Genomic DNA, 21,881 nt, shown 5'->3' with positions numbered 1-21,881 from the left:
CATCCCTTAACAAATGGATGTGCGGAGCAATGCTCCGCGGGAAGGATTTTAAACCACTAAGTTAACAAGTTTGTTGGGTACCACAATTTCTTTCTTGGTCGGGCCTGTCAGGAACTGCTGTACTTCCGGTAAGGCTTTGGCTAGTGCCAGTAAGTCTTCTTTTGACACATCAACCGCGACCTCTAACTTACCACGAAGTTTACCGTTGACTTGTACAACAATCGTTTGTGTATTACGGGTTAAGGCAGACTCATCCACTTGCGGGAAGGCAACAGTCGTCAAGTCCAGACCAAACTGGGCCAAAAGGGTCTGACTCAAGTGGGGTGCAAAAGGTGCAAGCAAGGTCAGCAGGGTAATGATTGCTTCACGTGCTACCGCAACATCATTATCGTCTTTTGCTTCAAACTTGTTGCTGGCATTGAGTAATTCCATCAATGCTGCAATCGCCGTGTTAAATGCATGACGACGCTCGATGTCATCACCGACCTTCTGGATGGTTTCATGGGTTTTACGGCGTAAATCCTGTGCATCTTTAGAAAGACTGGCTGTATCGATTGCAGCTGCCTGATTGCCTTTTTCAAGGAAGCCGGCCGCTAGACGCCATACCCGTTTCAAGAAACGGTTTGCCCCTTCTACACCCGCATCTGACCATTCCAGTGACTGGTCTGGCGGAGCCGCGAACATCATGAAGACACGTGCAGTATCTGCGCCGTACTGATCAATAATCGCTTGCGGATCAATCCCGTTGTTTTTCGACTTGGACATTTTTTCCTGTCCGCCGATCACAACTTCCTGACCGTCACCTGAATATTTTGCAGACAGGATACGACCTTTCTCATCGCGTTCTAATTCGATATCGGCAGGGTTAAACCAGGTCTTCTTGCCGTTTTCGGCTTCACGATAGAAGGTATCTGCCAGTACCATGCCCTGGGTAAGCAGGTTGGTAAATGGTTCATTACCTTGTACCACACCTTCATCACGCATTAATTTATGGAAGAAACGTGCATACAGTAAGTGCAGAATGGCATGTTCGACACCACCAATGTACTGGTTTACCGGAAGCCAGTTTTGAGCTGCTTCAGGTTTTACCATACCACCGGTAAAGTCTGGCGATGCGTAGCGAGCATAGTACCAAGACGATTCTACGAAAGTATCCAGCGTATCTGTTTCACGACGTGCGTCGCCGCCACAGCTTGGACATTTGGTTTCATAGAATTCAGGCATTTTATTTAATGGATTACCAGAGCCATCCGGCACTACATCAGTCGGTAATACCACAGGCAACTGATCTTCTGGAACAGGAACCTGTCCACAGCTGTTACAGTTGATCATTGGAATAGGGCAACCCCAGTAACGCTGACGGGAGACACCCCAGTCACGTAAACGGAATTGTACTTTGGCGCTGGCTAATCCTTGTGGTTCCAGTTTAGCAAGGAAGGCATCAAATGCTGGCTGGAATTCCAGACCATCAAACTCGCCAGAATTGACCAGCTTGCCTTCTTTAGAACCGTACCATTCCTGCCACTCAGCTGCCGAGTAATCGGCATCATCAGCACCTTTGGCATCAATCACTTGCTTGATTGGCAAGTTGAACTTGTTTGCAAATTCAAAATCACGTTCGTCATGTGCCGGAACCGCCATCACTGCGCCAGAACCGTAAGACATTAACACATAGTTGGCAATCCAGACAGGAAGCTGTTCACCCGTCACAGGATGCTTGACAAATAAACCTGTCGCCATGCCTTTCTTTTCAGCAGTTGCCAAGTCAGCTTCTGCAACTGAACCCATACGGCATTCTTCAATAAATGCAGCCAGCTCAGGATTGTTTTCAGCCGCTTTTAGCGCCATCGGGTGTTCCGCTGCAACTGCAACATAGGTCACCCCCATAAGCGTGTCAGCACGCGTGGTATAAACCGTTAGGCCATCTGCATAGATTTCAGTATTGGCAGACGGGAAGGTGATTTCCATGCCAGTCGAACGGCCGATCCAGTTACGTTGCATGGTCAAGACCTGTTGAGGCCAGCCGTCTTGCAAGGTATCCAGGTCATCTAACAATTCTTGTGCATAGTCGGTAATACGGAAGTAGTACATTGGAATATCGCGTTTTTCTACCAATGCACCTGAACGCCAGCCACGACCATTTTCAACCTGTTCATTTGCAAGTACAGTCTGGTCTACAGGGTCCCAGTTCACGGTTGAAAGCTTACGATAGATCAGGCCTTTTTTATAAAGCTGTACGAATAGCCATTGTTCCCAGTGATAATACTCTGGAGTACAGGTTGCAAATTCGCGATCCCAATCGACAGACAGACCTAATTTTTTTAATTGGTCACGCATATAGGCGATGTTTTCAAAGGTCCATTTTGCGGGTGCAACCTGATGTGCAATCGCTGCATTTTCAGCAGGTAAACCAAACGCATCCCATCCCATCGGTTGTAATACGGTCTCGCCTTTTAAACGGTAGAAACGGCTGATGACGTCACCAATGGTGTAGTTCCGCACATGCCCCATGTGCAGCTTGCCACTCGGGTAAGGGAACATCGACAGGATATAGCGATGCTTGCCTTCTACAGTATCTGCAACTTTAAAAACTTTGCGATTGTCCCAGTCTTGTTGAACTTGAGGCTCAATGGCACTTGCTTGATATTCGGAGTCAATGTGAGATGTCGTCATAGGGATATGCGATACAACAAAAAAGTAAAGTTAAGATTGCTGCACAGCATAGCGCAAAATTATAGGAAATGTCAGTTTTTAGCGCGGGATTTTATCTGCAAGCCTGACAGGGCCCGGTCCTGCTTGCAGATCGGTGCAGCATTTAATGAGCGCTGGATGAGGTGCTCACGGGTGGATTCTGAGGTTTGGCATCCGTTGCCGGTGTTTCGGTTACAACCTGAGGGGCAGGTGACGCAGTATTTGCATTAGCCGCAGGTGTTTCTGGCTGCGATGGATGCTGTTTCACCGAATGACTGCTGCCATAAGTTGAAACTTTATCCAGTCGTTTGGCACCTTTAGGTGGAGGGGTGGTGGTGTAGTGGGTCGAGCCATTGGCATCCATCCATTTATAATATTGCTGTGCCTGATTCTGGCTTGAACATAACAGCATGATTGTGGTTGTAATGGTGTATAGGACTGATTTTAAATAAAAAGATTTCATATTTGATCTCCCCAAGAGAATGTTGTTTATATTCGATCAAACGGTGTAACGAAGATGTTTACAATGCCTAGTTTTGCCTAAAAAGAAAATAGTTTTTTGATAAAAGGCCATTTAAAAAGACCAGATTATTCCGTGAAATGTGTTTAAAAAAACGGCAGCTAAAAAATATTCGTTAAAAACCTTTTTATTGTTCTTGACTTTGCTTATGAAAGAAACAAGAATGCTTTCTTAAGTTTTATATGCGCTTATTTGATCACCCTTCGAATAAATGTCATGGCTTGTAATGGACATTCTTTCTAGCCGAGAGAATGATTTTTTGAAATGTGCTTATCCCAGCATATTTTGATTCGAGATGTCATCAAGTTTATACGGCTGATGAGTCTCAGAAAATTTTTCCTATTACAGCAAAAACGAGTAGAATACGCACACTTATAAGAAGTGCAAAAGTTAATGAATAACACACGATTTATGTCTCCCATAAATTGTGCTAACACTAGGGTGAATCACGTTGGAACTTTTATCTGGTGGTGAAATGCTCGTTCGTGCCCTTGCGGACGAAGGCGTAGAGCATGTTTTTGGGTATCCAGGCGGCGCTGTATTACATATTTACGATGCGCTATTTCAACAAGACAAAATTAACCATTACCTCGTTCGTCATGAGCAAGCTGCCGGTCATATGGCCGATGCATACTCACGCGTCACGGGTAAAACTGGTGTAGTACTGGTCACTTCAGGGCCGGGCGCGACTAATACCGTCACTCCAATTGCCACAGCCTACATGGACTCAATCCCGATGGTGATTCTGTCGGGTCAGGTTGCAAGCCATCTGATTGGAGAAGATGCGTTCCAGGAAACCGATATGGTAGGGATTTCCCGTCCTATCGTAAAACACAGCTTCCAGGTGCGTCACGCTAGCGAAATTCCTGCCATTATCAAGAAAGCATTCTATATTGCTGCCTCTGGCCGTCCGGGTCCGGTTGTGGTTGATATTCCAAAGGATGCCACCAATCCGGCAGAAAAATTTGCCTACGAATATCCTGAAAAAGTGAAGATGCGTTCATACCAGCCGCCTTCACGTGGGCATTCGGGTCAAATCCGTAAAGCGATTGATGAGCTGATTTCTGCAAAACGCCCGATCATTTATACCGGTGGTGGTGTGGTTCAGGGCAATGCTTCCGGTTTATTGACTGAACTGGCACATTTGCTCGGCTATCCGGTGACCAATACCCTGATGGGCCTTGGTGCTTTCCCGGGTAATGATCCACAGTTTGTGGGCATGCTGGGCATGCATGGTACCTATGAAGCCAATATGGCAATGCATCATGCCGATGTGATTCTGGCCATTGGGGCACGCTTTGATGACCGTGTCACCAATAACCCTGCAAAATTCTGTACCAATGCGAAAGTCATTCATATTGATGTCGACCCTGCAACCATTTCCAAGACCATTATGGCGCACATCCCGATTGTGGGTGCTGTAGAGCCGGTGCTTCAGGAAATGCTGGTGCAGCTGAAACAGATGAATGTATCGAAGCCAAATCCTGAAGCCATTGCAGAATGGTGGTCCCAGATTAATGAGTGGCGCAAGGTACATGGCTTACGTTATGAAGCTGGCCAGAACGGTGTCATGAAGCCGCAACAGGTGGTTGAGGCACTGGATCGCGTGACCAATGGTGAGGCAATCATTACCTCTGACGTTGGTCAGCATCAAATGTTCGGTGCTAACTACTACAAATACAAACGTCCACGCCAATGGATCAATTCAGGCGGCTTGGGCACCATGGGTGTTGGTTTGCCATATGCGATGGCTGCAAAGCTTGCATGCCCTGACCAGCAGGTGGTGTGTATTACAGGTGAAGCATCGATCCAGATGTGTATTCAGGAATTATCGACCTGTAAGCAATATGGCCTGAATGTAAAAATCCTGTGCCTGAACAACCAGGCACTGGGCATGGTGAAACAGTGGCAGGACATGAACTATGAAGGTCGTCATTCGAGCTCTTATGTCGATTCATTACCTGACTTTGCCAAGTTAATGGAAGCCTATGGTCACGTTGGCATCCAGATTAACCACGCCGATGAACTTGAATCTAAACTGGCTGAAGCGATGGCAATTAATGATAAATGTGTGTTCATTAATGTCATGGTTGACCGTACTGAACATGTATACCCGATGCTGGTTGCTGGTCAGTCCATGAAGGATATGTGGTTAGCGAAAGGGGAGCGTACCTGATGAGACATATTATTTCTGTACTCGTTGAAAACGAAGCTGGTGCGCTTTCTCGTCTTGTTGGCTTGTTCAGCCAGCGTGGCTATAACATTGAAACACTCAATGTTGCACCGACCGAAGACGAGACCTTATCTCGCCTGACCTTAACCACTTATGGTGATGATCATAAAATCGAGCAAATCACCAAACAGCTCAACAAGCTGGTCGAAGTGGTTAAAGTGGTTGACCTGTCAGAAGGCTCACATATTGAACGTGAACTGATGCTGATCAAGGTCAAGGCATTAGGTGCAGCACGTGCGGAAATCAAACGGACTGCCGACATTTTCCGTGCACAAATCGTGGATGTCACACCGACCACTTATACCATCCAGATTGCCGGTACCACTGAAAAGATTGACGGTTTTATTGATGCACTGGCCGAAAATACTATCCTTGAAGTGGTTCGCTCTGGTGTATCGGGTATCGCGCGCGGCGAAAAAGTTTTAACAATTTAAAAAACCTTTCCCCAGCCCTCTTGATAAAGAGGAAGATCACTGTAAAAGGTCATCCTGGGGGGAGCTTACAAAAGATCTGTCCTTGCAGAACAAGGGAAATGACAACAATTTTAGCGGAGTAAACAGATGCAAATTTTTTACGATAAAGACTGTGACTTATCTATCATCCAAGGCAAGAAAGTTGCAATTATTGGTTATGGCTCGCAAGGTCATGCACACGCACTTAACTTAAAAGACTCTGGCGTCGACGTAACTGTAGGTTTACGTGCTGGTTCAGCATCTTGGAAAAAGGCTGAAAATGCAGGTCTTAAAGTATCTGAAGTGCCAGCTGCTGTAGCGCAAGCTGACTTGGTGATGATCCTGACTCCAGATGAGTTCCAGGCCCAGCTTTATCGTGACGTGATTGAACCGAACATCAAGGAAGGCGCAACTTTAGCATTTGCACATGGCTTCTCTGTTCTTTATAACCAGGTTGTTCCACGTAAAGATCTAGACGTGATCATGGTTGCACCTAAGGCACCGGGTCATACAGTACGTTCAGAATTCCAGCGTGGTTCAGGTGTTCCTGACCTGATCGCAATCCATCAAGATGCTTCTGGTAATGCACGTAACGTTGCACTTTCTTACGCTTCAGGTGTAGGTGGTGGTCGTACCGGTATCATCGAAACCTCTTTCCGTGAAGAAACTGAAACTGACTTGTTCGGTGAGCAAGCGGTGCTTTGTGGTGGTGCAGTTGAACTGGTTAAAATGGGCTACGAAACTCTGGTTGAAGCAGGTTATGCGCCAGAAATGGCTTACTTTGAATGCTTGCACGAACTGAAGTTAATCGTTGACTTGATGTTTGAAGGCGGTATCGCAGACATGAACTATTCAGTATCAAACAATGCTGAATATGGTGAATACGTAACTGGCGTTGAAGTGATCAACGAACAGTCTCGTGAAGCAATGCGTAATGCATTGAAGCGTATCCAGTCTGGTGAATATGCGAAGATGTTCATTCAGGAAGGTGCATTGAACTATCCATCAATGACTGCTCGCCGTCGCCAAAACGCAGCGCATGGCATTGAAGTAACAGGTGCAAAATTGCGTGCAATGATGCCTTGGATTCAAGCAAACAAAATCGTAGACAAAGAAAAGAACTAATTTTTTCTAAGTCAAATAAAGACCCTTGTTTATTCAAGGGTTTTTTTATGGAAAATCCTAGTGTTACGTACGTTAGCGAAGCATAGCTTCTCTCTTGCGTAGGGGAAAAGCGATGCTTTTCTATTTCCCTACTCATACCTTGGATTCAAGCAAACAAGATTGTTGATAAAGAGAAGAACTAATTTCTCGAATCAATTGATTTGAATGCGAAGACTCACTCTATTTGAGTGGGTTTTTTATGTCTATCTTTACGTGCCTCAAAAAGATGAAAGCAGTACTTTCATCTTTTTTCGTACCTTGGATTCAAGCGAACAAGATTGTTGATAAAAAGAAAAACTAGCACTTTATTTAACTGTTTATATGCTATAAAAACTATATAAGTAAGGTTTTTATTGGTCGATAACAGTGATTTTATATAAATATGTACGTTTTGATGATGCAATAAGAATATTAGAAGAACAAACTTTAGCATTTTCTCATCTTGAAGATTTTAATGATCCTTTTGAGTGTACTGGCTTAGGTTTGTATGAGCTAAATGTACCATTAAAGGTTGCTACAAACGCATTTATAAATAGATTTTCAAGAAAATATATTATTTTATGTTTAACAAGAACAGCTGTAAATCCACTAATGTGGTCTCATTATGGGGATAGTCATAAAGGAGTCGTTATTGGAATTGATACTCAAAAAGCAGGCTTTGAAAATATTGAGCAATATATAATTCCAGTACAGAAAGGTGAAATTAGGTATTTACGGACAAATCCTAAAGATATTAATAAAGCTAATATTGATAATTTGGTAGGAGTGGGTGACTCTAAATTACTAAATTGGGAATACAATGAAGAACTATTGAAACATGCTCTACTTTATAAAATGCAAGATTGGGCTTATGAGGAAGAAGTTCGGATTGTAAAAAATATATCCTCTATAGGTGCTGGATATCATTATTCTTCTAAAAAGGAATTTGAGATAGATGGACAAATCTGGAGTCGAATACAACTACCCACTAGGCCAATATACTGTATTAAAATACCTAAGGAAGCATTTGTAGACATCACTATTGGTTTAGCCTCTTACAAAGAGTTAAAACGTTTACAAGAATATGAGACCCAAAGCTCTAATACAAGTAAGATCAAGAAAATTGAGTTTTTATTTGAATTAGCACGATCTATGAAGATGTCGGTCTACAGAACTGAACGAAATGATGATATATGGTCTCTTGAAAGAAAGAATATTAATTCTATATTTTGTGGAGAATAATTTTTTTTAAATTATCTTAAAAAATAGCGGACATTACATATTCAAAAAAGATGTATATAAGCGCTTTTTATGCGACTTGATACATAGTTATAACAATATAGGCCAGAAAACAGACTAGTATTGTTTATGTTTTGATCTTTTTTGCGGAGATAAAAAAGAACAGGGGCAACAAGCCTGTAAGCTGTTTAGCGAGCTGTACGATTCAAGACCCATAAAAATCAGAAAAGATAAAATCAAAAACACCGGGTAAAAATAAATGAAACTTTCGATAAAAAAGTGAAATAAAAAAATTAAGGGTTTTCATCGGCTTGAAAAGTCGATCTGGTTTTATTCTATTGATTTATAAAGTGAAAAGGACTTGACCTTATGCTAGATGATGCTATTGTTAAGGAAAGTTTATGAATATCAAATTCATCGCTTTTTTGAGTGTGGAAGGTCGTTCGGATTTCGAGCATTTTGCTCATCAAATAAAAAAAAGTACTGAATAATCATGGAAGTCCTTTATGGTTCACGTTGATTACGATAGCACATTGGTCATCGTTTCCATTTTGGTTGCTATAGCGACATGCTATGCGGCAGTTTCAATGGAAGAGCTCGTTTTTAAAGTTGCTTATAAAAAATTTGAAAAAAGCATTTTGGTTGCGAGCGGGTTAATCCTTGGATTAGCCATATGGTCAATGCATTTTGTGGGGATGCTGGCTAGCCATTTGCCAGAAGGGTATTATTTTGATGTCAATTTGACGGTGCTTTCTTATCTGGTGGGGGCTGCAGCATCTATCTTTGCTGTATGGCTGACCTCAAGACCGACCTTGCCTTTACCTCGTCTGGTGCTCGGCGCCGTTTTTATGGGCCTCGGGATATCGGGTATGCACTATACCGGGATGCTGGCCTTAACGGTTGAACATCATCGCATGTATTATGACCCGTTGTTGGTCATTTGCTCAGTCCTGATTGCAATTAGTGGTTCGGGTTTAAGTTTCTTCTTTATTTTTAAATATAAAAACGCGACAAAATTCAGAACCTTTCTGAAAACCATTGTCGCTGTCCTGATGGCATTCAGTATTGTGGGCATGCACTACACTGGTATGGCGGCCACCTATTTTGATGCGAGCCTGGCACAGGTACTGACTTCGGATCAGACCGCACAAAGCGTATTACTCTTTACCATTATTTTTATTACCAGTCTGGTTTTTGTGGCGGGCTTTGCAGTTGCTGTGTTGGAAGCACGTCTGGAAGAACGCAATGAGCAACTGACAAAAATAAATAAAGAGCTGGCCGCCCAGTCCCTGCATGATGCCCTGACAAAACTTCCCAACCGTTTATTTTTAACCGATTATGCCGAGGTTGTTTTTAGTCATCATCGTTTGAATGAGCAAAAGGCTGCTTTCCTGTATATTGATCTGGATCGTTTCAAATCGGTAAATGATGCTTTTGGACATCATATCGGCGACCAGCTTCTGATCCAGATGGCAAACCGCTTACATAATAAACTGGATAATAACCGGCATACCCTGTTCCGGATTGGTGGTGATGAGTTTGTATTAATTGCTGAAAATACCGATAACAATGAAGCGATGCAGCTTGCAGAAAATATTCTGCACTACATCCAGGAAACCTATCTGATTGCGACCAAGGATATCAATATTTCTGCCAGTGTCGGGATTGCCATCTATCCGGAACATGGTACCAATGTTCAGGACATTTTAATTAATGCCGATGTAGCGATGCTGATTTCAAAAGATCAGGGCCGTAATACCTACACCATGTTCCATTCTATGTCAGACCAGCAAGATGTCCGTAGCCAGTCCAAGCTGATTAACGATCTGTATAAAGCGGTGGATGAACAGCAATTTGTTTTATTTTATCAGCCAAAATTTACGGCCAATTATGAGGTATGTGGTGTTGAAGCGCTGATTCGCTGGAAACATCCGAGTCTGGGCCTGTTAACTCCGCAAATGTTTATTGAAGGGGCAGAAAAAACAGGTCTGATCATTCCCATGGGCTATTGGGCACTGGAACAGGCCTGCCAGCAGATCCAGAAGTGGGAACGAAATAATAGCGCCTTTTATCCGATTGCCGTAAACCTGTCAGCATTACAGTTTGAAAATAAAAAGTTATTTAGTGTGCTGGAACAACTGTTGGAGCAATACCAGATTCAGCCCCATCATCTGATTCTTGAAATTACCGAGTCGACGGCAATGCATCATATCGACTCGAGCATTCGCACCTTGGAGCGTTTGCGTAAATTAGGGATTCGTATCGCAATTGATGACTTTGGAACGGGGTATTCCAGTTTCTTGTATCTCAAAGATTTGCCGGTAGATGAACTCAAGATTGACCGGGGCTTTTTAATAGACTTACAACCAGATTCAAAAGAAGAAGCGATTCTTGAAAGTATTATCCATCTGGCCGCCAGACTTGGATTAACTGTGACTGCCGAAGGCGTGGAAACACAGCAGCAGGCAGATATTCTGACCAGTTTAGGTTGCAATCAGTTACAAGGCTATCTGCTCGGAACGCCTGTCAATGTAGAAAGTCTGGTTCTGCATCGCCAGCAACATTTTGCATGAGAGACTGCTAGCATCTGACGGTTAGTCATTTTATGTCAATTTAATCAGAGCGTTGTACCAGCCATGCCGTGATCACGGGCCAGACCGAATCCGGCGCCTGATTCCCTGAAACAAGTCCCATATGTCCCCCGGGCACAATATTAAACTGTTTATCGGTACTACTGATTAAGTCCATTAACGGACGGACTGCTTCAGCAGTGACAATAATGTCGGTGCTACCACCAATCGCCAGAACAGCACAATCAATGTCTTTTAAATCTGCGGTCTGCTCCCCGAATTTAACCCTCCCGGTCGACAGCTCATTATCAATCCAGAAGCGCAAAATAATATCACGCATGACACCACCCGGATAAGCCAGCATGTTGTCGACAAAGGAACTTGAGGTCGCATGGTGAATGACAAATTGACGGTCATTCAGATTTTTAAGCAGTTCCCAATAGTTCCTAAAATTTCCAATCGGGTCTGTCAGTTTGAAACCTAAAGTGTTTTGCCAGCCATGAATATGAAACACCCGGCTTGGGACATGATAAATACGGAATTTTGTATGACGGCGTATCCATTGCGCAGGGATGGCCAGCTTTTGATATAACTTTCCCATATAGCCTGATTTATGGGTATTAATCGGTGATGCCAGAATCACCATGTTCTGGATATGCTTGTCTTTAAATAAAGCGGTATAACATAGCGAAAGTGCACCGCCTAAACTCCAGCCATACAATGAAAGTTGTTGTTGCTTGCTATGTTCCCGGATTTTTTCAATAAAGTCGGGCATAAAGATTTTGACATAGGTACCCAAATTGTATTTTGCCTGCTGCAGGCTGGGGGTTCCCCAGTCAATCAGATAAACATCAAAGCCTTGCTCCAGTAAATAACCAACCAGACTCCGGTGGGGAAATAGATCGTAAACCAGCATATTGGCTGCAAGAGGGGGAACAATAACAAGGGGAATGCGATGTTTTACTGGATGGCGGTCAGTTGAGTAATGACGCAGACTGATGATCTCACGCTGATAGATGACTTCAAAAGGTGTTTTTCCAGACAGGGCAAGTTGTTGTCCACGCAGAATACGATCGGCGGCATTTGCAAGAATATGGCGTGCTTGGCGGCTATGATGACTATGCAGAATTCTTTGCGCCGCTGAGGTACTTAATAAAGTACGTTTCGCTTTGGGGAAGTGGGACATTGGAACCTAAAACATTCAGCTGTGACTATTCAGTAGCCGCATATTAGAAGAAAAAGAATGCCAGCTCAGTGACCTATTTGCTTAACTTTTCGTCCAAAATGATCAATTTGACCAGGTAAAAATAGGGGGTGCTTTGCGATAAGGAAAATTCATTTACAGTGATGTAAACCTATCCCTAGGCAACCTCCATGTTCGCTAGAAAATATTATAGTTTTAGATAAAATTCTTTAATATTCATCAATGAAAATAAATTTCCTGTATCTTGAAAAAAGCCTCAGTTGTTATGGGGATGACAACTGAGGAAACTGTTTAAACAGTATCATCGGGCTTTTTTAATTTTATTTGACCTCAATATTCAGGATTCGGCTCTGCGGTCAAATAAATCAAACAGCCTGCTTATATTTTAGTCTGTTTAAGATAATATTCTTTAATCGCAAGTCTTTGTTCACGTATATAGTCGCTTGGTTTTTTTCCTGTCCAGTTAATGAAAGCCCTTGAAAAAGCACTAATATGGCTATAACCGAGTAAGTCCGATATTTCCTGAATATTCCGGTTTGATTCGATGAGTTTTTGAGCGATTTCAAATTTCTTGGATTGAAGCAGCGCCGAATATGTTGTATTGGCACTCGCCAGTTCCCTTTTTAAGGTACGTTCCCATATTTTAAGTTTATTGGCAACATCCCTTAAACCGGGAAAACCCAAACCAGGTATAAACTTTAACTGCTGGTTTACCTTTAAAATTATTTTATTATCCTGATCCTGATAAAAAAGATATTCCTTATTGACCAGTTCCATTGCAATGGCATAGGCGGCAGTCGAGCTAAAGGTTAATGGCAAGTCCATGCATTTCAGATCAAAGCTAATCTGGTTGTATTCACGGTTAAAATTAAAAAGTGGCAGGCGCTTTTCATAAAAATGATGATATTCAGGCATTTCCCATGTGGTATTAATATTGATGCCGGTTAAGTTATAGTTGGTGATTAGCTGCAGATTGGTAATAATGTCAATAATGGCACTTTCGGTAAAAAACTTGTTAATCATGTTTTTCTGGTATTCATTAAAATGGCTGGGTAATTGATAAAGCGGATTCAGCCTGATAATAATTTTATTATTTTTATTAAAGATGGATAAATCCATTTTATGGACACGCATGCTGTAATAATTTTGCAGATCAACCAATACTTTACCAATGGTGCTGTTGGTGAGCAGGGCAAAACCCAGTGCGCCATGCGTGGTCAGCTTACAGTTCAACCCGAACTGGTAACCCAAACCTTTTTGCGGAAGGAACTCGAGTACATTGACTACAAATTCGGTCCATAGGTCAAACCTGATCCGTTCATGGACATTAAGATCGGTAAGTAAAGACAGTGGAATCTGACAGTGTCTGACGATCTGGCTTTGGGTAGAGCCAAATTTGGCAGCAGTCTCTACAAGTAGCTTCAAGTAGTCATTATGAATGTTAAGTAGCTGTTTTTTCATGGCAAATATAAAATATTGATCTATAGCATATATACATGAGCTTTTTGTACAGTTGTATTTTTTAGAATCAAAGTCCCTTAATGTTTATTAAAGTGTGCTCAATTGTTTTTTATTATTCTTTTGGGGAATAGTAAGTGTTTTTTTAGAAAAATAAGTATTAATTGTTAAAAAACGATCTTAATTGTTAAGTAGCTCTAATAAAGACAAGTTTAGATTTGGCGTGCTGAACTCTACTTAATAGGCACTTAACACATGAATAAAATATACCGTTTAGTCTGGAACAAAAGTCTGAATTTATGGACTGTGGTTTCAGAAAATGCGAGGGGCGTAACTAAAAAACGTAATGTAACATCAACTACTGATGTAAATACTACCGCCTCTTTCTCATCAAATTCTAAAAAAGATCAACAATACCAACCTATTCCAACGCTGATTGCCTTGACGATCAGTTCGGTACTTTTGAGCACCGGTACTTTTGCTGCAACCAATACCGGTGGTGGTACAGCCAATAATGGAACCAGTATGGCCATCTCTCCTACAGCATCGCAGTGTAATGGCGCTGGTGAAGCCAGTGTGAATGGCGGTAATGGTGTCGCAATCGGTTGTGGTAGTGCTATTTCTGGTACAGATACTGGCTTTCAGCAAGGGCTTGTAAATCGTCGTGGTACAGGAAGTATTAACGTTCCAGCAACTGGCACGGCAGGAGTTGCTGGTGCTTCGACTGCAGTGGGACGGAATAATAAAGTGAGTAATCCGGGTGGGGCAACAGTTGTTGGTAACTCGAATGTCTCAAATGGTAATGGTACTTTCCAGAATGTAGCAATTGGTCAGGGGAACCTAACTTCCGGTCAAGGCTATAACACGGCACTAGGGATTGGTAACGAGATTACTAGTGGTAACTCTAATGTTGCCATCGGGGTCAATAACCGTGCAGCAGGCAATACTTCAATTGCGATGGGGCGTAGTACGTGGGCAGATGCTGACTATTCTATTGCTCAAGGGAATAGTGCAACAGTTGCTTCAGGAGCCACCAGCGGGATTGCGATGGGGCACTCTGCAACTACTAAAGGCTTACGTGGTATTGCAATTGGAAGCAGTACATCTAATGGGGTAAATTATGATCCTGCAACGGCTGCCAATGCAGATGGGACAGATTCCATTGCATTGGGTACAGGCGCCAAGGCCACTGGCAATCAGACAACAGCTGTAGGTCGCCAAGCAGAAGCGGCTGGTAATAATGCTGCTGCTTATGGCAATGAAGCCAAGGCTCGTGGCGCTTCTTCCGTCGCCATGGGGGATAAAGCGGTTGCCACCAATGCCAATGATGTAGCGTTGGGCTCAGGTAGCCAGACTTCGACAGCTTCGGGGGCAGCGTACCGGACAGGAACGGCAGCTCCAAGTTCTGTGGTTTCAGTAGGAACAGCTGGCAATGAGCGCCGTATCCAGAATGTATCGGCCGGTGCAGCAGATACGGATGCCGTCAATGTCAGCCAGTTAAAAAGCGTACAGGATGGTGTAGACCAGCTTGGGCAAACCACAGCAGATGCTTTAGGTGGCGGTGCTGCTTATGATCCAGCTACAGGTGCAATTTCCAATCCGAATTACACGGTAAACGGCAACAATGTCAATAACGTTGGGGATGCCATTACTGCATTAGACAAAGGCTGGAACTTGCAATCGAATGGTGCCAATAGTGCTGCTGTGAAAGCGGGCGATACGGTAGACATCGGCACTGCAGATGGTGAAGAAAACCTGCAAGTAACGAAAGATGGTAACAATATCAAATACAGCCTGAACCGTGACCTGAAAGTAGATAGCGTCACTACAGGTGACACCGTCATCAACAATGATGGTATGACCATTGCTAATGGCCCAAGTGTGACTAAGTCAGGCATCGATGCAGCGGGTAATACCATCAGTAATGTCGGTCCGGGAGTTGCAGGCACAGATGCGGTCAATAAAGACCAGCTTGATCAGGCTGGGCAAGACTTAACCGATAAAGGCTTTGGCCTGACCGCACAAGATGGCACCACTGTTCAGAAAAAACTGGGTGAAGCGGTTGATGTGATTGGGGCAGATGACAATATCAGCACCAAAGTGCAAGACGGTAAAGTGGCAATTGAGCTGGCCAAAGACCTGAATGTCAACAGCATCACTGCGGGCGATACCATCATCAACAATGACGGTATGACCATTAGCGGTGGTCCAAGCGTAACTAAGTCAGGTATTGATGCGGGCGGTACGACCATTAGCAATGTTGCTCCGGGGGTTGCAGGTACAGATGCGGTCAATAAAGACCAGCTTGATCAGGCCGGACAGGACTTAACCGATAAAGGCTTTGGCCTGACTGCCCAAGATGGCACCACTGTTCAGAAAAAACTGGGTGAAGCGGTTGATGTGATTGGTGCAGATGACAATATCAGCACCAAAGTGCAAGACGGTAAAGTGGCGATTGAGCTGGCCAAAGACCTGAATGTCAACAGCATCACTGCGGGCGATACGGTGGTGAATAGTGACGGTGTCAGCATTGCCAACGGTCCAAGTATGACCAAATCTGGTATTGATGCCGCAGGCAATAAGATTACTAATGTTGCTGATGGTGATATCAATCCAGACTCGAAAGATGCCATCAACGGTAGTCAGCTTGCCAAAAATGCACAAAGTGTATCGGATGCCTTAGGTGGTGGTTCAACCGTTAATCCGGATGGCACAGTCACTGCACCGAACTATACCGTGAACGGTAACAACATTAATAATGTCGGCGATGCCATTACTGAACTGGACAAAGGCTGGAACCTGCAGTCGAATGGTGCCAATAGTGGCGCTGTGAAAGCGGGTGACACGGTAGACATCGGTACTGCAGATGGTGAAGAAAACCTGCAGGTGGCCAAAGAGGGCAACAACATCAAGTACAGCCTGAACCGTGACCTGAAAGTAGATAGCGTCACTGCAGGTGATACCGTCATCAACAATGATGGTATGACCATTGCTAATGGCCCAAGTGTGACTAAGTCAGGCATCGATGCAGCGGGTAATACCATCAGTAATGTCGGTCCGGGTGTTGCTGGCACAGATGCAGTCAATAAAGACCAGCTTGATCAGGCTGGCCAAGACTTAACCGATAAAGGCTTTGGCCTGACTGCCCAAGATGGCACCACCATTCAGAAAAAACTGGGTGAAGCAGTTGATGTGATTGGCGCAGATGACAATATCAGCACCAAAGTGCAAGATGGCAAAGTGGCAATTGAGCTGGCCAAAGACCTGAATGTCAACAGCATCACTGCGGGCGATACGGTGGTGAATAGTGACGGTGTCAGCATTGCCAACGGTCCAAGCATGACCAAATCTGGTATTGATGCCGCAGGCAATAAGATCACTAATGTTGCTGATGGTGATATCAATCCAGACTCGAAAGATGCCATCAACGGTAGTCAGCTTGCCAAAAATGCACAAAGTGTATCGGATGCCTTAGGTGGTGGTTCAACCGTTAATCCGGATGGCACAGTCACTGCACCGAACTATACCGTGAACGGTAACAACGTCAATAATGTCGGAGATGCCATTACTGAACTGGATAAAGGTTGGAACTTACAGTCGAATGGTGCCAATAGTGCTGCTGTGAAAGCGGGTGATACGGTGGATATCGGTACCGCAGATGGTGAAGAAAACCTGCAGGTGGCCAAAGAGGGCAACAACATCAAGTACAGCCTGAACCGTGACCTGAAAGTAGATAGCGTGACAGCAGGTGACACCGTCATTAACAATGATGGTATGACCATTAGCGGTGGTCCAAGCGTAACCAAGTCTGGCATCGATGCAGCGGGTAATACCATCAGTAATGTCGGCCCGGGTGTTGCAGGTACAGATGCGGTCAATAAAGACCAGCTTGATCAGGCCGGACAGGATTTAACCGATAAAGGCTTTGGCCTGACCGCACAAGATGGCACCACTGTTCAGAAAAAACTGGGTGAAGCGGTTGATGTGATTGGCGCAGATGACAATATCAGCACCAAAGTACAAGACGGCAAAGTGGCGATTGAGCTGGCCAAAGACCTGAATGTGAATAGCATCACTGCGGGCGATACGGTGATGAATAGCGATGGTGTCAGTATTGCCAACGGTCCAAGTATGACCAAGTCAGGCATTAATGCAGCTGGGCAAAAAATCACTGGTGTGGCACCGGGAACAGTCAATGCCGACTCAACAGATGCAGTTAATGGAAGCCAGCTACATGCCCAAGGCGAGGGTGTAAAAAATATTATTGGTGGCGATACGGCTTATGATCCTGACACGGGCCGTTATACCAATCCTGATATTGGCGGGACAGGTAAAGACAATATCAATGATGCGATTGGTTCTATTGGCCAAGCTGCCAAGGAAGCAAAAACTACCGTTACACAAGGCGACAATATTGTTGTGACGGAATCTAAGAATACAGATGGCAGTACCAACTATGAAGTTGCCACAGCCCGTGACGTGAACTTCGATTCGGTAAAAGTAGGCGATGTCAACATTGATGGCACAACCGGCAAGATTACCGGAGTTGCTGATGGCGACATTAACCCAGATTCGAAAGATGCCATCAACGGCAGCCAGCTGGCCAAAAATGCACAAAGTGTATCGGATGCCTTGGGTGGCGGTTCAACCGTTAATCCGGATGGTACAGTGACTGCACCGAACTACACCGTGAACGGTAACAACGTCAATAATGTCGGAGATGCCATTACTGAACTGGACAAAGGCTGGAACCTGCAGTCGAATGGTGCCAATAGTGGCGCTGTAAAAGCGGGTGATACGGTAGACATCGGTACTGCAGATGGTGAAGAAAACCTGCAGGTGGCTAAAGAGGGGAACAACATCAAGTACAGCCTGAACCGTGACCTGAAAGTGGATAGTGTGACAGCAGGCAATACGCGTCTGGACAACGCCGGGGTTGAGGTCAAAGATGCTGTAGGCAATAGCACTTCGATTGTAGCGGGTGGCACGATTGTTAAGGATGCGCAGGGCAATAGCACTGCCCAGACAGCAGCAGGTACAACGATCAAAAATGCACAAGGTGACAGCACGACGCTGAATGGTACCGGACTGGCATTTATCGATGCAAATGGCCAACCTGTTGGACCAAGCGTGGGCCGTACAGGTATTGATGCCGGTGGACTGAAAATTACCGGTGTGGCAGAAGGTGAGGTTGCTGCAGGCTCGAAAGATGCGGTTAATGGCGGTCAGTTGAATGATACGGCAGATTCAGTTGGTAATATTCTGGGTGGCGGTGTCAGTAATGAAGGTGGCAAGCTGAACGGCCCATTTACTGTTAATGACAAAGGTTACGATACGGTTGCTGATGCCATTAAAGGTGAAACTGCGGCGGCGAAAACGGAAGTTGAAGCCGGCAAGAACATGACTGTTGACAGTAAAACCGGTGCAGATGGACAAACCATTTATACCGTTGCGACTGCAGATGATGTTGAGTTTAACTCGGTGAAAGTCGGGGACGTCAACATTGATGGCGCAACAGGCAAGATCAGTGGTGTGACTGATGGTACCGTTGCCGCCGGCTCTAAAGATGCGATCAATGGTAGCCAGTTACACGGTGTTGCAGACAGCGTGAAGAACTCGATTGGAGGTGAAACAGTATTGAATCCGGATGGTTCAATCACCACCAGCAATGTGGGTAACACAGGCAAAGATAATATTCATGATGCGATTGATTCGGTACGCGGGGCAGCTATTGCTGCCAAATCGACAGTGACCCAGGGTGATAACATGCGGGTGACCGAAAGCAAGAATGTGGACGGTAGCACCAACTATGAAGTGGCCACAGCCCGTGATGTGAACTTCGATTCGGTAAAAGTAGGTGATGTCAACATTGATGGCGCAACCGGCAAGATTACCGGAGTTGCTGATGGTGATATCAATCCAGACTCGAAAGATGCCATCAACGGCAGCCAGCTTGCCAAAAATGCACAAAGTGTATCGGATGCCTTAGGTGGTGGTTCAACCGTTAATCCGGATGGCACAGTCACTGCACCGAACTATACCGTGAACGGTAACAACGTCAATAATGTCGGAGATGCCATTACTGAACTGGATAAAGGCTGGACTTTGCAATCAAATGGTACCAATGCCGGAGCTGTAAAAGCGGGTGATACGGTAGATATTGGTACCGTAGATGGTGAAGAAAACCTGCAGGTGGCCAAAGAGGGTAACAACATCAAGTACAGCCTGAACCGTGATCTGAAAGTGGATAGTGTGACGGCAGGTGATACGGTGATCAACAGTGACGGAATGACGGTTACAGGAGGTCCAAGTATTACCAAGGCGGGTATCAATGCCGGTAACAAGAAAATTACAGGTGTTGCCCCTGGTACAGTCAGCGCCGACTCAACCGATGCGATCAATGGTAGTCAGTTGCATGCCCAAGGCGAAGGTGTGAAGAACATTATTGGTGGGAATACCCAATATGATCCAGACACAGGCAAATACACTAACCCTGATATTGGGGGAACAGGTCAAGACAACATTAATGATGCGATTGGTGCAGTCGGTGCTGCTGCCAAAGCGGCAAAAACTACAGTCACTGAAGGTGACAACATGGTTGTGACCGAGACCAAGAATGCCGATGGCAGTACCAGCTATAAAGTTGCTACAGCAAAAGATGTGAAATTTGATAGTGTGACTGCAACTGATGATGAAGGTAACGAAACCGTTCTGACAGCGACCGGTACTCAAGTTAAAGATGGCGAAGGCAATGAAGCTGAATATGGTGCCAAAGGCATCAGCCTAAAAGATGCTGACGGTAACGGCACTGTTGTGAACTCAACAGGACTGGGCTTTGTTGATCCAGACGGCAATCACATTGGTCCGAGTATTACGGCCAAGGGAATTGATGCAGGCAATACCGTGATTACAGGTGTAGCACCGGGTCGGGTTGCTGCAGATTCGCAAGATGCAATCAACGGTAGCCAGTTAAAGGGTGTGTCTGACAGCGTTGCAAAATCGATTGGTGGTAACACCACGGTAAATCCGGACGGTACCATTAATACCAGCAACATTGGTGGAATCGGTAAGGACAATATCAATGATGCCATTGGGGCGGTAGGTGACGCGGCGAAAGCAGCGAAGTCGAGTGTAACCGAGGGTAAAAATATTGTTGTGAAAGAAAGCAAAAATGCTGATGGTAGCAGCAATTATGAAGTCTCCACCGCACCAGATCTGGATGTTGATAGCGTTACTGCCGGTGGTACCCGTGTTGACGGAGATGGCTTGAAGATCGAGGGTGGCCCAAGTGTAACCAAAGACGGCATTGATGCAGGTGACAAGAAAGTTACTGGTATTGCTGATGGCGACATTGCCGCAGGCTCGAAAGATGCAGTGAATGGTGGACAGCTTAAAGGCGTTTCTGACAGTGTGGCAGGCGCTATCGGTGGTAATACGACTGTAAATCCGGATGGCACGATCAGCACCAGCAATATCGGTGGAACAGGTCATGACAACATCAATGATGCCATTGCCTCTGTGAAAAATGATGCCAAAGCTGCGAAATCGTCTGTCAGCAATAAAGATGGCAACATCTCTGTAACAGAAAACAAGAAAGCCGATGGCAGTACCGATTATGAAGTTGGCCTGTCAAAAGACATTAAAGTGGATAGTGTTACCGCGAAAGATGTAAATGCCAATCAGGTCAATGTTACAGGTAACCAGGGTACGACCACCATTACTGGTGGCGGAGTCAGCATTACCGGACCAAAAGGCGAGCAAGGCCCTAGCATGACAACCGATGGTATTAATGCCGGTGGCAAGAAAGTGACAGGCGTTGCTGATGGAACCATTGCCAAAGGCTCACAAGATGGCATCAATGGTGGTCAGCTACATCAGTCTTATCAGGATGTCGGTGCGGCCTTGGGTGGTGGTGCCGGTTATGACCCGGATAAAGGCTGGAAAGGTCCTAGCTATAACGTTGCAGGCGGTAGCTATAACAATGTAGGCGATGCCTTGGGTGCTATTGATGACCGTGTTACCAATCTCGGTGATCAAATGCAACAGGCATTCTATGACACCAATAAGCGTATCGGTAAGCTGGAAGACAAGATGTCGGCAGGTATAGCGGCAACGGCAGCTTTGGAAAATGCACCATTTGTTGCTGGCAAGTTAACCATGGCGGCGGGTGCAGCTTATTACAATGATCAGAGTGCAATTGGTGTGACCTTTAGACGTACGGCCGATAATGGCCGCTGGTCTCTCACTACAGGTGCAGCGATGGGAAGTGAAGGCAATAGTCCACTTGTCCGTGTTGGCGTAAGTACTGTTATTGACTAAACCCATCAGCAGGAGAGCTGTCAGGCTCTCCTTATTCCAACAATAATGAAGT

10 protein-coding genes are annotated in these 21,881 nt (G+C 44.9%); 6 read left to right on the top strand and 4 right to left on the bottom strand.

Annotation, left to right across the window (positions count from 1 at the left end; translation table 11 throughout):
- Positions 1-48 precede the first annotated feature (48 nt).
- Both leuS and OC23_RS10155 read right to left on the bottom strand, forming a co-directional pair.
- Complete coding sequence (gene leuS, locus OC23_RS10160; protein ID WP_038344590.1) at positions 49-2,673, bottom strand: leucine--tRNA ligase; 2,625 nt, start codon at positions 2,671-2,673, stop codon at positions 49-51.
- Positions 2,674-2,815: 142 nt separating this feature from the next.
- The gene (locus OC23_RS10155) at positions 2,816-3,154 is read right to left on the bottom strand and encodes a DUF4124 domain-containing protein (RefSeq protein ID WP_038344588.1); all 339 of its coding nucleotides are present in this window, start codon (positions 3,152-3,154) and stop codon (positions 2,816-2,818) included.
- Positions 3,155-3,662: 508 nt separating this feature from the next.
- On the opposite strand from OC23_RS10155, the gene OC23_RS10150 reads away from it, so the two are divergent.
- From OC23_RS10150 to OC23_RS10130, 5 genes are all read left to right on the top strand, one after another.
- Complete coding sequence (locus OC23_RS10150; RefSeq protein ID WP_038344587.1) at positions 3,663-5,387, top strand: acetolactate synthase 3 large subunit; 1,725 nt, start codon at positions 3,663-3,665, stop codon at positions 5,385-5,387.
- Positions 5,387-5,878, top strand: coding sequence for an acetolactate synthase small subunit (ilvN, locus tag OC23_RS10145; RefSeq protein ID WP_004655854.1), 492 nt, complete (start codon positions 5,387-5,389; stop codon positions 5,876-5,878). Before OC23_RS10150 ends, ilvN begins: the two co-directional genes overlap by 1 nt.
- A gap of 126 nt (positions 5,879-6,004) precedes the next feature.
- On the top strand, positions 6,005-7,021 hold the full coding sequence (gene ilvC / locus OC23_RS10140; RefSeq protein WP_038344585.1) for a ketol-acid reductoisomerase: 1,017 nt from the start codon (positions 6,005-6,007) through the stop codon (positions 7,019-7,021).
- Positions 7,022-7,426: 405 nt separating this feature from the next.
- Positions 7,427-8,281: a DUF2971 domain-containing protein gene (locus tag OC23_RS10135; protein ID WP_038344583.1), complete on the top strand. Its 855-nt coding sequence runs from the start codon at positions 7,427-7,429 to the stop codon at positions 8,279-8,281.
- A gap of 503 nt (positions 8,282-8,784) precedes the next feature.
- Positions 8,785-10,851: a putative bifunctional diguanylate cyclase/phosphodiesterase gene (locus tag OC23_RS10130; RefSeq protein ID WP_038344582.1), complete on the top strand. Its 2,067-nt coding sequence runs from the start codon at positions 8,785-8,787 to the stop codon at positions 10,849-10,851.
- Positions 10,852-10,891: 40 nt separating this feature from the next.
- Here the strand turns inward: OC23_RS10130 and OC23_RS10125 are convergent, their stop codons facing one another.
- Together OC23_RS10125 and OC23_RS10120 are read right to left on the bottom strand one after the other, a co-directional pair.
- Positions 10,892-12,034, bottom strand: a complete 1,143-nt coding sequence (locus OC23_RS10125; RefSeq protein ID WP_038344580.1) for an alpha/beta fold hydrolase — start codon at positions 12,032-12,034, stop codon at positions 10,892-10,894.
- 396 nt (positions 12,035-12,430) lie between these two features.
- On the bottom strand, positions 12,431-13,513 hold the full coding sequence (locus OC23_RS10120; protein ID WP_038344578.1) for a helix-turn-helix domain-containing protein: 1,083 nt from the start codon (positions 13,511-13,513) through the stop codon (positions 12,431-12,433).
- Between the two features lie 252 nt (positions 13,514-13,765).
- Here OC23_RS10120 and OC23_RS10115 point away from each other — a divergent pair, with 252 nt between their 5' ends.
- Positions 13,766-21,829 carry an ESPR-type extended signal peptide-containing protein gene (locus tag OC23_RS10115; RefSeq protein ID WP_038344576.1) on the top strand — a complete coding sequence of 2,688 codons (8,064 nt, stop codon included), beginning with the start codon at positions 13,766-13,768 and terminating at the stop codon, positions 21,827-21,829.
- Positions 21,830-21,881: the final 52 nt, after the last annotated feature.

Source organism: Acinetobacter sp. A47 (assembly GCF_000805455.1).
Classification (GTDB): Bacteria; Pseudomonadota; Gammaproteobacteria; order Pseudomonadales; family Moraxellaceae; genus Acinetobacter.
This window is presented reverse-complemented; position numbering and strand designations above follow the sequence as displayed.

Bases quoted from the DNA above. Each gene is read 5' to 3' on its own strand.
- leuS (WP_038344590.1), bottom strand. From the start codon at position 2,673: ATGACGACATCTCACATTGACTCCGAATATCAAGCAAGTGCCATTGAG.
- OC23_RS10155 (WP_038344588.1), bottom strand. From the start codon at position 3,154: ATGAAATCTTTTTATTTAAAATCAGTCCTATACACCATTACAACCACA.
- ilvN (WP_004655854.1), top strand. From the start codon at position 5,387: ATGAGACATATTATTTCTGTACTCGTTGAAAACGAAGCTGGTGCGCTT.
- ilvC (WP_038344585.1), top strand. From the start codon at position 6,005: ATGCAAATTTTTTACGATAAAGACTGTGACTTATCTATCATCCAAGGC.
- OC23_RS10130 (WP_038344582.1), top strand. From the start codon at position 8,785: ATGGTTCACGTTGATTACGATAGCACATTGGTCATCGTTTCCATTTTG.
- OC23_RS10125 (WP_038344580.1), bottom strand. From the start codon at position 12,034: ATGTCCCACTTCCCCAAAGCGAAACGTACTTTATTAAGTACCTCAGCG.
- OC23_RS10120 (WP_038344578.1), bottom strand. From the start codon at position 13,513: ATGAAAAAACAGCTACTTAACATTCATAATGACTACTTGAAGCTACTT.
- OC23_RS10115 (WP_038344576.1), top strand. From the start codon at position 13,766: ATGAATAAAATATACCGTTTAGTCTGGAACAAAAGTCTGAATTTATGG.